This is a genomic window from Polaromonas sp. P1_F6 (assembly GCF_056405695.1).
In genome coordinates this window covers 356,554-371,244 of the sequence record NZ_JBFUBQ010000004.1, presented here as the reverse complement: position 1 = coordinate 371,244, position 14,691 = coordinate 356,554, and the positions used below count along the sequence as shown (strand labels likewise).

Here is a 14,691-nt window from a genome sequence, read left to right as displayed (position 1 = left end):
GGAGCTATCAGCGCTTGGAGGCGTTGAACATGTAGTTGGTGTCGAAGGTGGGGCCCAGCTTCAGGCCGTCCACGTTGGTGCGATAAGCCGCCACCTCGGTCTGCTGGTAGAGCATGACAAAGGGGCTGGTCTTGCGGAACTCGGCCTGCAGGTCCTCGTACATCTTCTTGCGCTTGCCGGCGTCGCGCTCCAGCACGGCGGCATCCGACTGCTTGGTCAGCTCAGGAATCGCCCAGGCATTGCGCCAGGCCAGCGGCTTGGCCTTGGCATCGTCGGCGTTGTCGGGGTTGCGCGTGAAGGTGTCGGCGTTCGAATGCGGGTCCCAGTAGTCGGCGCCCCACTGGCCGATGTACATGTCGTGGGTGCGGGCACGGTACTTGGTCAATGTTTGCTTGCCGTCACCGGGAATGATCTCGACGTCAATGCCGGCCTGCTTGGCTGTTTGCTGGAAGGCCTCGGTGATGCCTTGCACCGGCTGGATGGTGCGCATGTCGATGGTGACCTTGAAGCCGTTGGCCAGGCCCGCTTTGGCCAGCAGCGCCTTGGCCTTGGCCACGTCGAGCTTGTACGGCTTGACGGTGCTGGCGCCCAGCAGGCCCTGCGGCAAGAAGTTCTGGTTGATCACGCCGATGTTCTTGACCAGCGTGTCGCCGATCGCGTCGTAGTCGACCAGGTATTTCAGGGCCTCGCGCACCTCGGGCTTGGCCAGGTTGGCGTTCTTCTGGTTCAGGCTGATGTAGTAGACCGTGCCTTTGGGCGTGGAGGTCATCTTCACGTCCTTGTTGGCCGAGAGCGCCGCGATGTCCTGCGGGCTCAGGTTGCGGGCGATGTCGATGTCGCCTTTTTCCAGCAGCAGGCGCTGCGTGGCCGATTCCTTCACGTGGCGGTAGATCACGCGGGCCAGTTTGGGCTTGGCGCCGTAGTAGTTGTCGTTGCGTTCCAGCGCCACGATTTCATTGGCACGCCATTCGCGCAGCTTGAGCGGGCCGGAGCCGGCGTAATTGGTTTTCAGCCAGGCGTAACCCCAGTCACCGTTGACCTCTTTCGATTGCACCAGCTTCATGTCGACAATGCCGGCCACGTTGGCCGTCAGGCAGTTGAAGACAAAGGTGGGTGCATAAGCCTTGTCGGTTTCCAGGGTCACCACGGTCGGGCTGGTGGCCTTGATCTTGTCCTTGACGTTGGTCTTGGAGAAACCGAACTGGGTCAGGATGAAAGCGGGGGACTTGTCGAGCATCACGGCGCGCTGCAGCGAATACGCCACTTCTTCAGCCGTGAGCGGATTGCCGGAGGCGAACTTGATCCCGGGCTTGAGCTCGAAGGTATAGGTCTTGCCGTCGGCCGAGACGGTCCAGGATTTGGCCACGTCGCCCACCAGTTTGGACGGGTCGTTCACATCCAGGCGCAGCAGGCGGTCATAGGTGTTGCCCATGATTTCGCCGGCGGACAGCTCAAAGGCCTCGGCCGGGTCCATGGTGATGATGTCATCGAAACCGAAGGCCAGCACCAGGGTGTCTTTGGGCGTGGCGGCCAGCACGGCGCCGGCGCTGCAGGCCAGCATGGCGGCTGCGGCAGTGGCGCAAAGAACGCGGCGGCTGAGGTGGGGAAGCATGTGGTTCAAGATGATTTCCTTCGGTTGGACAGTCAAACAAACATTGCGCCTGACCGCTTGTGGCGGCCGCGCCCGGGGGTCTCAGGGGTGAGCAGGAATCATGCCCATACCGCTGGTGGTTGCCGCCGGTAACTTGTACATACAAGTCAGGGACCTGTTCACGGTCCAGGGCGACTGATGCATTCTGCGCCGCCGACCGCGCGCGTCAAGACCCGGGTTTTCCGCGATTGCTGACCTCATGAAAACCGGCGGTCCGGCGGCGGACCGCTTGGCCGTCGCCTATGTAGCCAACACCGTTGCCCCAAAAAAGTGTCCAGAAGCCGCCTTCCAGGGTGAAGCGTTACGACCTGCTGCTCGGCGGAATATCCTGGTGGACAACCGGCTGGACTCTGCGGGTTTTACCGGTGTTTGTTGTTGCTATTAAAAGCATAGCTGCTGGCGCCCATCCATATTGGGCTTAAGGCCGAAACCTCCCCTGAAAACAGCCTGAACCGGGTCTGGTTTCAGTTTGGGGGGAAGTCCCTTCTTCTGGCGTGCGTTCGGGGGGGGCGTGGGCCTTGTTTTTTCGGGTCAAAAGTGGCTAGAGGCCAATTAAATCGGGCGCGACAAGCTATGAAATTGATAGCGATTATTCAATGCGCCCGAATCCGGCAAAGGACACATGCCGTCAGATCACCGGCCTTTACCCCGCCCCGTGACATTTCTTGTATTTCTTCCCGCTACCGCAATAACACAGGTCGTTGCGCCCGGGCGTGGCCTCCACCCGCACCGTCTCGACCTTGGGGCCCATGGTCTTCCACAGCTCACGCAAGTCATACACCGCCCAGATGGCCTCGCCAAACGCGTTGAGCCTGGCAATGCTGGTGCTGGGCGTGCCGTCTTCGCTCAGGGGTGACACCTCGGGCGGGGCGTTGTCGTCTTCGGTCATGGCGACCACGGCCTGCAGGGCACCATCGAGCCATTTGGCGGCGTCTTTGTCACGCGGCGCCATCCACTCGTCGGGCCAGCTTTCGACGGCAAACATGAAACCCAGCGCCCAGACCTGCGCGAATGCGGGCAGGTCTTCACCCTTGAAGGCGGCACGTTCGTCGGGCGGCATGTCGGCCACGGCGCCGCGTATGTCCATGACCTCGGGGTGGTAGCAGTTGTCGTCTTCAAGCGAGTCCACTTCGGCGTCCAGCGCCGTTTCGACTTCCTGCCAGCGCTGGTTCAAGAGCATGAGAAAGCGTTCACGTTGCGCCTCGCTGGCGAACGAGCCGCCTTCCGGATCTGGCGCCTCGCCCTCAGCGGGGACGGCGAGCAGCACGGGCAGGTATTCGGCTGCCTCGATGGGCCGGCGCGAGCAGATCACGGCGGCCATGAAGCCTTCGCAGAATTCCCACTGCGGTGTTTCGTCGTAACGGATGCGCAGGTCGTCGAGGATGGCATCGAGCTCGTCGAACGCCTCGACTTCCAGGAAAACCGGCTCCGGCGAGGGCTTAGAGGGGATGACGGATTTGGGGGTGGGCTTCATGAAAAAAACAGTTCTGAGCGTCACGTGAGGCTCTTATGATGCAAAGTGTATCTGGCGCGTCGCGGCTGCATGCCTGTGTTTTGTGCCCTTTTGTGACCCCTCCCACGGAAGCCCCGTCATGTTTCTTCAGCGCCTGGATGCCTGGTTCCCCGTCCGTTACACCTTTATGGCCCTGTGCGGGCTTGCCGCGCTGCTGGGCTTGCTCGGCCTGATGGTTTTTGGCGTCGGGAAGCTGGCCCTGGTATCCCTGGTGGCCGGCGTGGTGCTGGTTTGTGTCGGTGTGCGCGACCTGCGGCAAACGCGCCATGCCGTGCTGCGCAACTACCCGGTCATCGGCCACATGCGTTTCCTGTTTGAGTACATCCGGCCCGAAATGCGCCAGTACTTCATCGAAAGCGACAGCGAGGCCACGCCATTTTCACGCGCCCAGCGCTCGCTGGTGTACCAGCGCGCCAAGGGCGAACCCGATAACCGGCCGTTCGGTACGCAGCTCGACGTGGGCGCGCAGGGTTATGAATGGGTCAACCATTCGATGTCGCCGACCAAACTGCCAACCCACGACTTCCGCGTCTGGATAGGCGGCACGCCCGATCACCCGTCGCCCTCGGTGGAGCCCTGCACGCAGCCTTACCACGCCAGCGTGTTCAACATCTCGGCGCTGAGCTTCGGATCGCTCTCGGCCAATGCCATCATGGCGCTGAACAAGGGCGCCAAGCTCGGCGGCTTCGCGCACGACACGGGCGAGGGCTCGATCTCGCAGCACCACCGGCTGCATGGCGGTGACCTGATCTGGGAAATCGGCTCGGGTTACTTTGGTTGCCGCAACGAGGACGGCACGTTCAGCGAAAAGCGCTTCGCCGCCAACGCACGCGACCCGCAGGTCAAGCTGATCGAGCTCAAGATGAGCCAGGGCGCCAAGCCCGGCCACGGCGGCATTCTGCCCGGCCCCAAGGTCACCGAGGAAATCTCGGCGGCGCGCGGTGTACCGCAGGGCAAGGACTGCATTTCGCCCTCCAGTCACAGCGCATTTTCCACGCCGGTCGAGATGATGCATTTCATCGCCAAACTGCGAAAGCTGTCGGGCGGCAAGCCGACGGGCTTCAAGTTCTGCATCGGACACCCGTGGGAATGGTTTGCGATTGTGAAAGCCATGCTGGAGACCGGCATCACGCCGGATTTCATCGTGGTGGACGGCGCCGAGGGCGGCACGGGCGCTGCGCCCGTCGAGTTCACCGACCACGTGGGCGCACCGCTGCAAGAGGGCCTGCTGCTGGTGCACAACACGCTGATCGGCGTGAACCTGCGCAGCCGCGTGTCCATCGGTGCCGCCGGCAAGGTGGTGAGCGCTTTTGACATGGTGCGGCTGATGGCGCTGGGCGCCGACTGGTGCAATGCCGGGCGCGGCTTCATGATGGCGCTGGGCTGCATCCAGGCGCAAAGCTGCCACACCGGCAAATGCCCGACGGGCGTCACCACACAAGACCCGGTGCGCCAGCAGGCACTGGTGGTGCCCGACAAGGCCGAACGCGTGCGCAACTTTCACCGCAGCACGCTGCATGCGCTGCAAGAACTGGTGCAGGCCGCGGGCCTGTGCCACCCGCGCGAAGTCAACGCGCATCACATCGTGCGGCGCCTGACCGATACCGAGGTGCGGCTGCTGAGCAACCTCATCATGCAAGTCGAGCCCGGTGCGCTGCTGGGCTCGCTGGAAAAGCAGAACACGGTCTTCAGCTACTACTGGCCACTGGCCAGCGCGCACAGTTTTCGCGCCAACGGCGCCGCGATGCAGGCACCCGCCGGACCCGATGGCGCCGCGACTTCAGGCACCCGCGTCGCAGTGGCCTGAATACGCCTGGCCACGGCCAAGCGACCAGTCGATCGGCGAATTTTCCGTCAGCGCGATCATGATGTCGTCCGGCGAAAAGCCGGCGGCGACCGCCTTAGCGACCACGCGGGCGTAGAGCTCACGCTTGCGCGCGTCGTTGCGGCCACCCAGAAAAGTGATTTCCACAATGCAGGCGCCGGCCGAGCGGCTCACGTCCGGAAACGTCGGATCCAGGATCATCGCGTCGGGCTGGAAACGCGAAACCAGTTGAAACCGGTCACCGGGCGGCACACCGCATGTCTCAACCAACCCCTGGTGAACAGCATCAGCAAGGGCCATGATGAACTCCTGCGAAAGGTGCGCGGGCACCGAAATACGGGCGAGTGGCATGGTCAGGACTCCTTGAAAATGTGGAAATCCGACTTTATAGAGACCAAAAATTAGATAAAGATGCGCATTGGTCAGTCATTGCGACTGAAAACGACATAATGAGGGATGCAGTGCACCGATGACATCGCCATCTTTGTTCGCACGGTGGATTTAGGGGCATTTGCTGCGGCCGGCAAAGAGGCGGGGCTCACCGCTTCGGCGGTCGCGCGTATCGTGTCGCGGCTCGAAAGCCGGCTTGGCGCCAAGCTATTGCATCGTTCAACACGGCGGCTTGTACTCACGCAGGAAGGCGAAACCTATCTCCACCATGCCCGCGCGATCATTGCTCGGGTTGAAGAAGCACAGGCCCAGATCGGGGCGGTCAAGGGCCGCCCGCAGGGCTTGATTCGCATCAATACCGGTACCGCTTTTGCGAAACACAAGCTGGTGCGCCTGCTGCCGGAGTTTCAGGCCCTATACCCGGATATTTCTGTCGCACTAACCGTCGGTGATCAGCGCATAGACCCCCTGCTCGACCAGACCGATGTCACCATCCGGGTAGGCCCCTTGCAGGATTCCGGACTTGTGCTGCTGCGGCTGGGAACTGTTCATCGCGTCATGGTCGCCAGCCCAGGCTACCTGGCCAGGCACGGAGTTCCGCAGCATCCCCGTGAGCTTCTCGCGCACAACTGCCTGCAATTAAGTGGATTCACGCGTCTGGCGGAATGGCCGGTGCTGGAGGACGGCAAGCGTGTCATGCTGCCGGTCAAAGGTTCCATCACATGCGACAGCGCCGACCTGCTGCTTGACCTGGCCCTGGCCGGCGTTGGCATTGTCCGCCTCGGTGATTTCCTGGGGGAACAGGCGCTCGCTGACGGACGGCTGGTGCCGCTACTGACGACGCTCCACGACAGCGACCCGACGCCCCTGTCAGCCCTGGTTCTTCCCGGCCGGCAGAACATTCCTCGCGTACGCGCCTTCCTCACCTTCCTGAAGGCTGCTTGCCGTCAGACATCGAGCGCTGCACCCTGACGCCGAGGTTGCCGAGCCGTTTGGTCATGGAAAGCACATGCCGGTCCTTGCTGAGCAGCAAGGCCTTGCCGGCCACCGCCAGGTCGATGAACTTCTGGTCGTCGGGGTCGCTGCAAGTGACACCGGCCTTGGCTGCCACATCCGTCAGGCGAGCATGCCGGTCAAAGGCAGCGAGCACGTCACCGGCGCTTAATTCGTAAAACGCCAGGCGGGGAATGATTTGCGGATAAGCCAGCACGCGCTCAAGTTCGTCGCGCATGGCCCGCGTGGCCAGCCAGTCGAGCTCGCCGGCCTCCAGCGCTTTTTTCAGTGGCTGCGCTGCCGCATCGTTGAAAACAAACACGTCGAGGACGATGTTGGTGTCCAGCACGACAGGCTGGCGCACTGAGGCCGTCACGCCGCCGGCTCGTTCGGTGGAGTGGGGGTGGCTGCGCCGGGCTTGCCGCGTGCGGAGCCCGCCACCATGTCAAAGCGGAACAGGCGGCATTCGATGGGACCATTCCACATCGGCACGCGCCGCGATTCTTTCAGGCGCATCTTGCCCGGCAGTTTGAGGTCGGGCGTGAGCACGTGAGCGGTCCAGCCGGCGTAGTTTTTCTTCCAGTGCGCGGCCAGTTGCGGAAAAAACTCCGTCGCTTCTTCGCCCCAGGCGTTTTGTGCCTGTTCGCGGCCGGGATTGGCAGAACGGTCGCGCGAAGTCTCGAAGGCGGGCTCTTCACGCGTGTCGCCCCGATCGCCGCTGTCCCGGTTCAGCGGCTGGCCAAATTCATCGATGGGTTGGTTGCGGTGGTCCTGCTGCACGCGTCCTTCGGCATGTCCTTGCTGGCGGCGCTGGTCGCGTCCCTGCAGGCCGGTGATGCCGGCCACGCCTGCCACATCGATCCGTTCGCCGTAAGGCGGGTTCACCAGCATCACGCCCGAAGGCGCAGGTGGCATACGCTGCAGCGCGTCGCCGCCGCGGAATTCCACCGCATTGGCCACACCGGCACGTTCGGCATTGCGCTCGGCAAAGTCAACCATGCGGAAAGACACGTCGCTGCCGAACACCGGCGCGGTAGGTTCGGTGATGGCGGCTTCGGCCTGGTCGAGCAGACCGTCCCAGACATGGCCCTGGAAAGGCAGGTACTTCTGGAAGGCAAAACGGCGGTTGATGCCGGGTGCGATGTTGCACGCGATCTGCGCGGCTTCAATCGCGATGGTGCCCGAGCCGCAGCAGGGGTCATAGAGCGGCACGCCTTCTTTGCAGAGCTGGTCCCAGCCGCTGGCGGCAATCATGGCGGCGGCCAGGGTTTCCTTCAGCGGGGCATCACCCTTGTCTTCACGCCAGCCGCGCTTGAAGAGCGGCTCACCCGAGGTGTCGATGTAGACCGTGACGGTGTCCGTCGTCAGGTGCACGTAGACGCGCACGTCGGGCCAGCGCGTGTCGACGCTGGGGCGCACGTCGTCGAACTTGGCGCGAAAGCGGTCGGCGATCGCGTCCTTGATCTTCAGCGCCGCGAAGTTCAGGCTTTGCAGCGGGCTGTGCTGGGCGGTGATCTCGACCTTGAAGGTCTGCTTGGGCGTGAACCAGATTTCCCAGGCCACGTTGGCAGCAGCGTTGTAGAGGTCTTGCTCACTGCGGTACTGGTTATGCTGCAGTTCGATCAGTACACGCTGCGCCAGCCGGCTGTGCAGGTTGAGCTGCAACGCGTCGCGCCACGACGCCTGCAGCTGCACGCCGGCGCGCCAGGCTTTGCCGTCGATCCCGGTGACACGCTTGACCTCGGTGGCCAGCAGGGTTTCGACGCCTGCGGCGCACGGTAAAAACAATTGGAGTTGATTCATGACTGACTTTGAGGGACGGGCAGCGCGGCCTGATTGGGCGGCTAGAGTGATTTGCGCAGGTTGGCGGGCGCTATGCGCAGGGCTTCGCGGTACTTGGCCACGGTGCGGCGTGCGCATTCAATGCCCTGCTCCTTGAGCATTTCGGAAATCTGGTTGTCGCTGAGCGGTTTCTTGAGGCTTTCGGACGAGACAAATTGTTTGATGAGCGCGCGTACCGCCGTGCTGGAAGCATTGCCGCCGGTTTCGGTGCCGAGCGCGGAGCCGAAGAAATACTTGAGCTCAAAGGTGCCGAAAGGGGTGCCCATGTACTTGGCCGTGGTCACGCGGGAGATGGTGGACTCATGCAGGCCCAGCTCGTCGGCGATTTCGCGCAGCACCAGCGGGCGCATGGCGAGTTCACCGTGCGTGAAGAAATTTTTCTGCCGTTCCACAATCGCACTGCTCACGCGCAGGATGGTGTCAAAGCGCTGCTGGATGTTCTTGATGAACCAGCGGGCCTCCTGCAGGCGCTGCTGCAGCGCCTGGCCGCCCTGGCCCTTGTGCTGCTTGAGGGCATTGGCATAAATGTCGTGCACGCGCAGGCGCGGCATGACGTCGCCATTGAGCGAAACCTTGAAGCCCCGGCCCGACTTGATGACGATGACGTCGGGCACGATCAGGTTGCGCTCCACGTTCACGAAGCGGCGCCCGGGCTTGGGATCGAGCCGGCCTATCACCGTGATCGCGCCCTTGATGGCGGCTTCGGTGAAACCGCACAGGTGCGACAGGCGTTTCACGTCGCGCTTGGCCAGCAGCTCCATCGGTTGCTTGCACATGGCAATGGCTGCGCGGGTTTCTTCGCAGTCCTTGCAGTCCAGCAGCTGCAGGCTCAGGCATTCCGCCAGGTTGCGCGCACCGACACCGGCAGGCTCCATGTGGTGCAGCAGCTTGAGCGCCATCGCAAAACGCTGCTCCAGTTCTTCCGCCTGCGCCATGTCATCTCTTGCAAGACCGGCCGCGAGCGACGCCAGGCTGTCTTCAAGGTAGCCGTCGTCGTTGAGCGATTCAATGAGGAAGTGCAGCGCGGCACGGTCTTCCTCCGACAGGCGCAAGCTCAGCGATTGCCGGTGCAGGTGGTCCTGCAGCGACTCATGGCTGCCCGTGAGGTCGGAGGCCTCGGCTTCGCTCTCTTCATTGTTGTTCTTGCGCGCCGGTGCGTCGCTTCCCCACTCGCTGTCGTCGGGCGTGGTTTCTACCGTGCCATCGCCTTCCCAGCTTTCCTCGAGCTTGGGCTCCGCACTGACTTCTGCGTCATTCGGGGCTGTAGCGCTAGTCTCGTCTGCGCCGCCAGCTATCGAATCCGTAGCAGATTCAAACTCGCGGCTGTCCTGGCTTACCGGCGTGTTGATGTGCTCCAGCCCAAACTCTTCGCGCACCGCCGTCTCTTCCGACACTTCCAGAAACGGGTTTTCGTCGAGCATCTGCTCGACCTCCTGGCTCAACTCAAGCGTCGACAGCTGCAACAGCCGGATCGACTGCTGTAGTTGAGGTGTCAGCGCAAGATGCTGCGAGACGCGGAGTGACAGACCTTGTTTCACTGGATTTTCAAACTTGCGGAAGGTTGAGGCAATACGTCTTTAACCAGCGGGCGCCGCGGAACTGGCTTTGCCAGGCCGCAGGCGCCGTCCCCGGAGGGGGAGAGGGAGCTACACGAAGTGAGCGACAACAGGGGGGAACCATGTTCTACATCTTGAAGTGTTCGCCGAGATAGACGCGGCGCACATCGGCGTTATTCACGATCTCGGACGGTGTGCCTTGCGCCAGCACGTGGCCGTCGCTGATGATGTAGGCGTGGTCGCAAATGCCCAGTGTTTCACGCACGTTGTGGTCGGTGATCAGCACGCCGATGCCGCGCGATTTGAGGAAACCGATGATGCGCTGGATTTCGATCACGGCAATGGGGTCGATACCGGCAAAGGGCTCATCCAGCAGGATGAAGCGCGGCTGGGTTGCCAGCGCCCGCGCGATTTCGACCCGGCGGCGCTCGCCGCCCGAGAGCGCCGGTGCCGGTGAATTGCGCAAATGATCTACCCGCAAATCCTGCAGCAGGGCGTCGAGCCGCGACTCGATGTCTGCGCGCCCCAGCGGTTTTCCGGTTTTGTCGAGCTGCAGCTCCAGCACGGCACGCACGTTTTCTTCCACCGTGAGCTTGCGGAAAATCGACGCTTCCTGCGGCAGGTAGCTCAGGCCCAGGCGGGCACGCAGGTGAATCGGCATGTGCTCGACCGACTCGCCGTCGATGGAAATTTCGCCTGCATCGGCGCGCACCAGGCCCACGATCATGTAGAACGAGGTCGTTTTGCCCGCGCCGTTGGGGCCCAGCAGGCCCACGACTTCGCCTTTTTGCACGGACAGCGAAACGTCCTGCACCACCTTGCGGCTGCCGTACGATTTTTGCAGACCTTGCGCAACAAGGCGGCTGGGGGTCAGGGCAGGAGCGGCCGGGGCCGCTGAAGTGTCAGTCACCACATCCATCTGTGCAGGTCTTTCTAGTTCTTTTCATTGCCCAGCGTCGTGCTGGGGCGCAGAACCGGGGCTGGGCCCGCGGGCGGTGCCGCAACGGGTGCCGAGGCTGTCGCGCGGGGTGACAGCATGGCGCGAACCCGCCCCGTGGGGTTGCTGGCCGTACGGTTTTGCGCGCCCCCATCCACGGTGAAGACGTCGGTGTTGTTGTCATAAACAATCAGGCTGCCGGTGGTTTCGTCCACCAGGGTGGCACCGTTGTAGCGGCGCACCACCGCCCGCTTGATGAACTTCACCAGGTCGGCGCGGCTGTCATATTCAATGCGTTCGCCTTCGCCTTCGATGTACTCGTCTACGCCGTCACGCTTTTTCCGGTAAAACGCCAGCTTGCCGGGCGCCGCGACGGACACCGCCTGCTGGTAGCCCTCGGGATCCTGCATGACGTCAACGCGCTCGCCGCGCACGATGGTCGTGCCCTTGGTGATCACCACATTGCCGGTAAAAACGCTGGTTTGCTTCAGGTCGTCATAACGCAGGGCATCTGCCTCCGCGTTCATGGGTTTGTCCCGATCAGCTTTTTCGGCAGCGGCCGGGAAAGCCGACCCCAGCGCCAGGATGACCGGCAGGATGAGGGAAAAAATGGGGTGTTTCATAAGGCACGAATCTTGCTGCTTGGTGTTGGGTCATTGTAGCCATGCCAGCTGCGGGAATGGCTTGCACGGGGAATATTAGGGGCATAAAAAAACCCGCCGGAAATCGGGCGGGTTTTTTGAGCCGGTGTTTGGCGCGGCGCACGGCCGCGGGCGCTTTCTTTATTTGGCCTTGCGGGATTGGGCGATCAGGTGATCTGTGACCTGCAGCGCGCGGGTCATGGTTTGGGTCTGGTCCGACGAGGTGTAATAACGCCCGGCGATACCCAGCGACGGCACGCCGGCCACTTTGTAGCTGTCCTGCAGCTGTGTGGCCTTGCGCGCCTTGGAGGCGACCGAAAAGGAGTTGTAGAACTCAACGAATTTGGCCTTGTTGAGGCCCTGCTTTTCAGCCCATGCAGCTATCAGCTCGGGCGTGTTAAGCGGTTGTTTTTCCACATGAATCGTGGCAAACACCTTCTTGTGAAGTTCCTCAATTTTTCCCATGGCCTCAAGCACGTAATACAGGCGCTGCTGAGGTTCGAAATCGGGCCGGAAGGACACTGGAACACGCCGCACGGACACGTCCTTGGGGATCTGCTTCATCCAGGCTTCGAATTGCGGCTCGAAGGCGTTGCAATGGGGGCAGTTGTACCAGAAGAATTCCACCACCTCGACCCGGCCGGCGGCGGCTTCGGTCGGCGCCGGCTTGTCCAGCGTCAGGTAATCCTCGCCGTCCTTGAAGGCCTTGGCCTGGGCTTGTGCCAGGGTGGGCAGGGCGGCGATGCCGCCCAGGGCGGCGGCTGAAAACGAAAACTCACGGCGTTGCATCAGATTTTTCTCCTGGAATGACAGAAATAGCCCGGAAACCGCCCCTCTGGCGGATGCCTCGTGGCGCGGGGTATAGGGGTTTGTACACCAGCCTCGTGAAAAGTTCAGCCTATCGTTGGACGAGGGCTTCAGCGCTGGACCCGGACCAGCGCGGTTTCAATGGAATTGTTGTCCAGGCGCTCCTTGGCCTTGTCGGCATCTTCCTTCTTGTCGAAAGGGCCAAGACGCACGCGGTACACGGTGCGGCCAGCCTGCTCGCGTTCCGTCACTTTGGCCTGCATGCCCAGCAGCAGCAACTTGGCGCGTTGCTGTTCCGCATCTTCCGGCGTGCGAAAGGCACCGGCCTGAATGAAATAGCTGAAGGGATCCGCTCCCGGACCGGATGACAGGCCTTCGACCTTGGCCTTTGCCAGATCGCCCAGCGGATCGGCAGGCGCTGGTTTGGCCACTTTGGCCGGCGCTGAAGCGGCGGCCTTGGGGGTGGCTCCGGCGGAGGGGTCGGGTACTGGAACACCAGGCACCTCAACCGCTGCCGGAGGAGGCGGCTTGGGCTGGTTTTTGCCGGCCAGCGGGGCGTTCGGGTTCCAGTCCTTGTTTTTCTTGGCTTCAACAGCGTCGCTGTCGGGGTTGCGTGCCTGGCTCTTGTTCATGAAAGGAACCGGCACCTTGGTGATGTAAACCGCTACCGCCAGCGCCGCGCCCAGGCCGATCAGCGCGCCAATGATCAACCCCAACAGGGTTCCGCCTCGTTGTGTATTCATACCTTGCCCACGTTCATTGCCTTGTCCTGAAATTCGCATGGTTTTCGCCACGGTTTACATCTTGCGCGGGGCGCTCACGCCCAGCACTGCGAGGCCATTGTGCAACACCTGCGCAGTCGCGGCGACCAGCGCCAGACGGGCAAGCTTCACAGCTTCGTCGTCCACCAGGATGCGCTCGGCATCGTAATAGCTGTGATAACTGGCCGCCAGCTCACGAAGGTAAAAAGCCACGTCGTGCGGTGCAAATCCGTCAGCCGCGTTGGTCAGCATGTCGGGGTACTTGGCCAGCAGCAGCATCAATGACTGCGCCTGCGGGCTGTCCAGCGCCGAGAGGTCGACAGCTTTGAGGCTGGCTTCGTCGCCACCCTGGCCGGCCCAGGTGGTGAGGATGGAGCAGATGCGCGCATGCGCGTACTGCACGTAATACACCGGGTTTTCATTGTTTTTGGCCAGCGCCAGGTCAATGTCGAAGATGTATTCGGTGTCCGGCTTGCGGCTGAGCAAAAAGAAGCGCACGGCGTCGGCGCTGGTCCATTCGATCAGGTCGCGCAAGGTGACGTAGCTTCCGGCGCGCTTGGAAATTTTGACCTCTTCGCCGTTGCGCACCACGCGCACCATGGTGTGCAGGACGTAGTCGGGGTAGCCCTGGGGAATGCCTTCGCCGGCGGCCTGCAGCCCGGCGCGCACGCGGGCAATGGTGCCGTGGTGGTCCATGCCCTGGATGTTGATGGCCTTGCCGAAGCCGCGCTCCCACTTGGCCAGGTGGTAGGCCACGTCGGGGACGAAGTAGGTGTAGCTGCCGTCGCTCTTTTTCATCACGCGGTCTTTGTCGTCGCCGTAGTCGGTCGACTTCAGCCACAGCGCGCCATCCTGCTCGTAGGTCTTGCCGGCCTCTTTCAGTCTGGCCACGGCGCTATCGACACGGCCCGAGCTGTACAGGCTGGACTCAAGGTAGTAGTTGTCGAACTTCACCGAGAAGGCCTTCAAGTCCAGGTCCTGCTCGTGGCGCAGATAGGCCACGGCGAACTGGCGTATCGAGTCCATGTCTTCCACGTCGCCCGAGGCGGTGTATTCGCGGTCGTCCGACTTGACGGTCTTTTTGGCCAGAAAGTCGGCCGCGATGTCGGCGATGTAGTCGCCGTTGTAGGCCGACTCGGGCCAGCCGGCGTCACCGGGCTTGATGCCTTTGGCGCGCGCCTGTGTGCTGGTGGCCAGGGTCTGGATCTGCACGCCCGCGTCGTTGTAATAAAACTCGCGCCAGACCTTGGCGCCTTGCGTGGCGAACAGGTTGCAGATCGCATCGCCCAGCGCGGCCTGGCGGCCGTGGCCCACATGCAGCGGGCCGGTCGGGTTGGCCGAGACGAACTCGACGATCATCTTGCGGGCCGGGTCGGCCGGCTGCACGCCGAACTGCGCGCCGGCGGCCAGCACTTCGCGCACGGTCTCCTGCTTGGCGGCGGGCTTCAGGCGGATGTTGATGAAACCGGGGCCGGCGATTTCGATGGCGTCTACCCAGCGTTCAAACGCGGGCTTCTTGAGCAGGTTGGCGCGCAGGCTTTCGGCCACCTGGCGCGGGTTGAGCTTGAGCGGCTTGGCCAGCTGCATGGCGGCCGTGCAGGCGAAGTCGCCATGGGCCGCCACCTTGGGGGATTCAAAGGCAGCTTTGTCGCCTGCGCCGGGGGAAAGTTCATCCAGCCCCGCGGCCAGAGCCGCGAGCAGGTCTTTTTTAATCGAGAGCATGGTCTGATTTTACGGTTAAGCCATCTGCCGTTCGGACCCCTCAGATACCCGGT

13 protein-coding genes are annotated in these 14,691 nt (G+C 62.6%); 2 read left to right on the top strand and 11 right to left on the bottom strand.

Going from position 1 to position 14,691, the window contains the following annotated elements; translation table 11 throughout:
• Positions 1–7: 7 nt before the first annotated feature.
• Entirely contained in the window at positions 8–1,612 is a 1,605-nt protein-coding gene (locus AC1DY9_RS15140) for an ABC transporter substrate-binding protein (protein WP_477666975.1), read from the bottom strand.
• Between the two features lie 682 nt (positions 1,613–2,294).
• Complete coding sequence (locus AC1DY9_RS15135; protein WP_477666930.1) at positions 2,295–3,125, bottom strand: YecA/YgfB family protein; 831 nt, start codon at positions 3,123–3,125, stop codon at positions 2,295–2,297.
• Between the two features lie 118 nt (positions 3,126–3,243).
• Here AC1DY9_RS15135 and AC1DY9_RS15130 point away from each other — a divergent pair, with 118 nt between their 5' ends.
• On the top strand, positions 3,244–4,971 hold the full coding sequence (locus tag AC1DY9_RS15130; protein ID WP_477666929.1) for an FMN-binding glutamate synthase family protein: 1,728 nt from the start codon (positions 3,244–3,246) through the stop codon (positions 4,969–4,971).
• On the opposite strand, the gene AC1DY9_RS15125 is transcribed toward AC1DY9_RS15130, so the two are convergent.
• On the bottom strand, positions 4,945–5,340 hold the full coding sequence (locus AC1DY9_RS15125) for a tautomerase family protein (protein WP_457282381.1): 396 nt from the start codon (positions 5,338–5,340) through the stop codon (positions 4,945–4,947). The genes AC1DY9_RS15130 and AC1DY9_RS15125 overlap by 27 nt on opposite strands.
• A gap of 105 nt (positions 5,341–5,445) precedes the next feature.
• Between AC1DY9_RS15125 and AC1DY9_RS15120 the strand changes: the two genes are divergently transcribed.
• On the top strand, positions 5,446–6,351 hold the full coding sequence (locus AC1DY9_RS15120) for a LysR family transcriptional regulator (RefSeq protein WP_477666928.1): 906 nt from the start codon (positions 5,446–5,448) through the stop codon (positions 6,349–6,351).
• Here the strand turns inward: AC1DY9_RS15120 and AC1DY9_RS15115 are convergent.
• From AC1DY9_RS15115 to argS, 8 genes are all read right to left on the bottom strand, one after another.
• The gene (locus AC1DY9_RS15115) at positions 6,302–6,748 is read right to left on the bottom strand and encodes a putative toxin-antitoxin system toxin component, PIN family (RefSeq protein WP_477666927.1); all 447 of its coding nucleotides are present in this window, start codon (positions 6,746–6,748) and stop codon (positions 6,302–6,304) included. The two genes, AC1DY9_RS15120 and AC1DY9_RS15115, sit on opposite strands and share 50 nt — an antisense overlap.
• Positions 6,745–8,175, bottom strand: a complete 1,431-nt coding sequence (locus tag AC1DY9_RS15110) for a THUMP domain-containing class I SAM-dependent RNA methyltransferase (protein WP_457282378.1) — start codon at positions 8,173–8,175, stop codon at positions 6,745–6,747. The genes AC1DY9_RS15115 and AC1DY9_RS15110 overlap by 4 nt, the downstream gene beginning before the upstream one ends.
• A gap of 41 nt (positions 8,176–8,216) precedes the next feature.
• Positions 8,217–9,752 (bottom strand): RNA polymerase factor sigma-54, encoded by a 1,536-nt coding sequence (locus AC1DY9_RS15105; RefSeq protein WP_457282377.1) that lies wholly within the window; start codon positions 9,750–9,752, stop codon positions 8,217–8,219.
• Between the two features lie 145 nt (positions 9,753–9,897).
• Positions 9,898–10,689 carry an LPS export ABC transporter ATP-binding protein gene (gene lptB, locus AC1DY9_RS15100; RefSeq protein WP_457282376.1) on the bottom strand — a complete coding sequence of 264 codons (792 nt, stop codon included), beginning with the start codon at positions 10,687–10,689 and terminating at the stop codon, positions 9,898–9,900.
• A gap of 14 nt (positions 10,690–10,703) precedes the next feature.
• A complete protein-coding gene (gene lptA, locus AC1DY9_RS15095; RefSeq protein WP_457282375.1) occupies positions 10,704–11,330 on the bottom strand; it encodes a lipopolysaccharide transport periplasmic protein LptA in 627 nt (208 codons plus the stop codon).
• A gap of 159 nt (positions 11,331–11,489) precedes the next feature.
• The gene (locus AC1DY9_RS15090; RefSeq protein ID WP_477666926.1) at positions 11,490–12,137 is read right to left on the bottom strand and encodes a thiol:disulfide interchange protein DsbA/DsbL; all 648 of its coding nucleotides are present in this window, start codon (positions 12,135–12,137) and stop codon (positions 11,490–11,492) included.
• A gap of 128 nt (positions 12,138–12,265) precedes the next feature.
• Complete coding sequence (locus AC1DY9_RS15085) at positions 12,266–12,898, bottom strand: SPOR domain-containing protein (RefSeq protein ID WP_457282373.1); 633 nt, start codon at positions 12,896–12,898, stop codon at positions 12,266–12,268.
• 54 nt (positions 12,899–12,952) lie between these two features.
• The gene (gene argS / locus AC1DY9_RS15080; protein WP_477666925.1) at positions 12,953–14,638 is read right to left on the bottom strand and encodes an arginine--tRNA ligase; all 1,686 of its coding nucleotides are present in this window, start codon (positions 14,636–14,638) and stop codon (positions 12,953–12,955) included.
• Positions 14,639–14,691: the final 53 nt, after the last annotated feature.

Bases quoted from the DNA above. Each gene is read 5' to 3' on its own strand.
- AC1DY9_RS15140 (WP_477666975.1), bottom strand. From the start codon at position 1,612: ATGCTTCCCCACCTCAGCCGCCGCGTTCTTTGCGCCACTGCCGCAGCC.
- AC1DY9_RS15135 (WP_477666930.1), bottom strand. From the start codon at position 3,125: ATGAAGCCCACCCCCAAATCCGTCATCCCCTCTAAGCCCTCGCCGGAG.
- AC1DY9_RS15130 (WP_477666929.1), top strand. From the start codon at position 3,244: ATGTTTCTTCAGCGCCTGGATGCCTGGTTCCCCGTCCGTTACACCTTT.
- AC1DY9_RS15125 (WP_457282381.1), bottom strand. From the start codon at position 5,340: ATGCCACTCGCCCGTATTTCGGTGCCCGCGCACCTTTCGCAGGAGTTC.
- AC1DY9_RS15120 (WP_477666928.1), top strand. From the start codon at position 5,446: ATGCAGTGCACCGATGACATCGCCATCTTTGTTCGCACGGTGGATTTA.
- AC1DY9_RS15110 (WP_457282378.1), bottom strand. From the start codon at position 8,175: ATGAATCAACTCCAATTGTTTTTACCGTGCGCCGCAGGCGTCGAAACC.
- lptB (WP_457282376.1), bottom strand. From the start codon at position 10,689: ATGGATGTGGTGACTGACACTTCAGCGGCCCCGGCCGCTCCTGCCCTG.
- lptA (WP_457282375.1), bottom strand. From the start codon at position 11,330: ATGAAACACCCCATTTTTTCCCTCATCCTGCCGGTCATCCTGGCGCTG.
- AC1DY9_RS15090 (WP_477666926.1), bottom strand. From the start codon at position 12,137: ATGCAACGCCGTGAGTTTTCGTTTTCAGCCGCCGCCCTGGGCGGCATC.
- AC1DY9_RS15085 (WP_457282373.1), bottom strand. From the start codon at position 12,898: ATGAATACACAACGAGGCGGAACCCTGTTGGGGTTGATCATTGGCGCG.
- argS (WP_477666925.1), bottom strand. From the start codon at position 14,638: ATGCTCTCGATTAAAAAAGACCTGCTCGCGGCTCTGGCCGCGGGGCTG.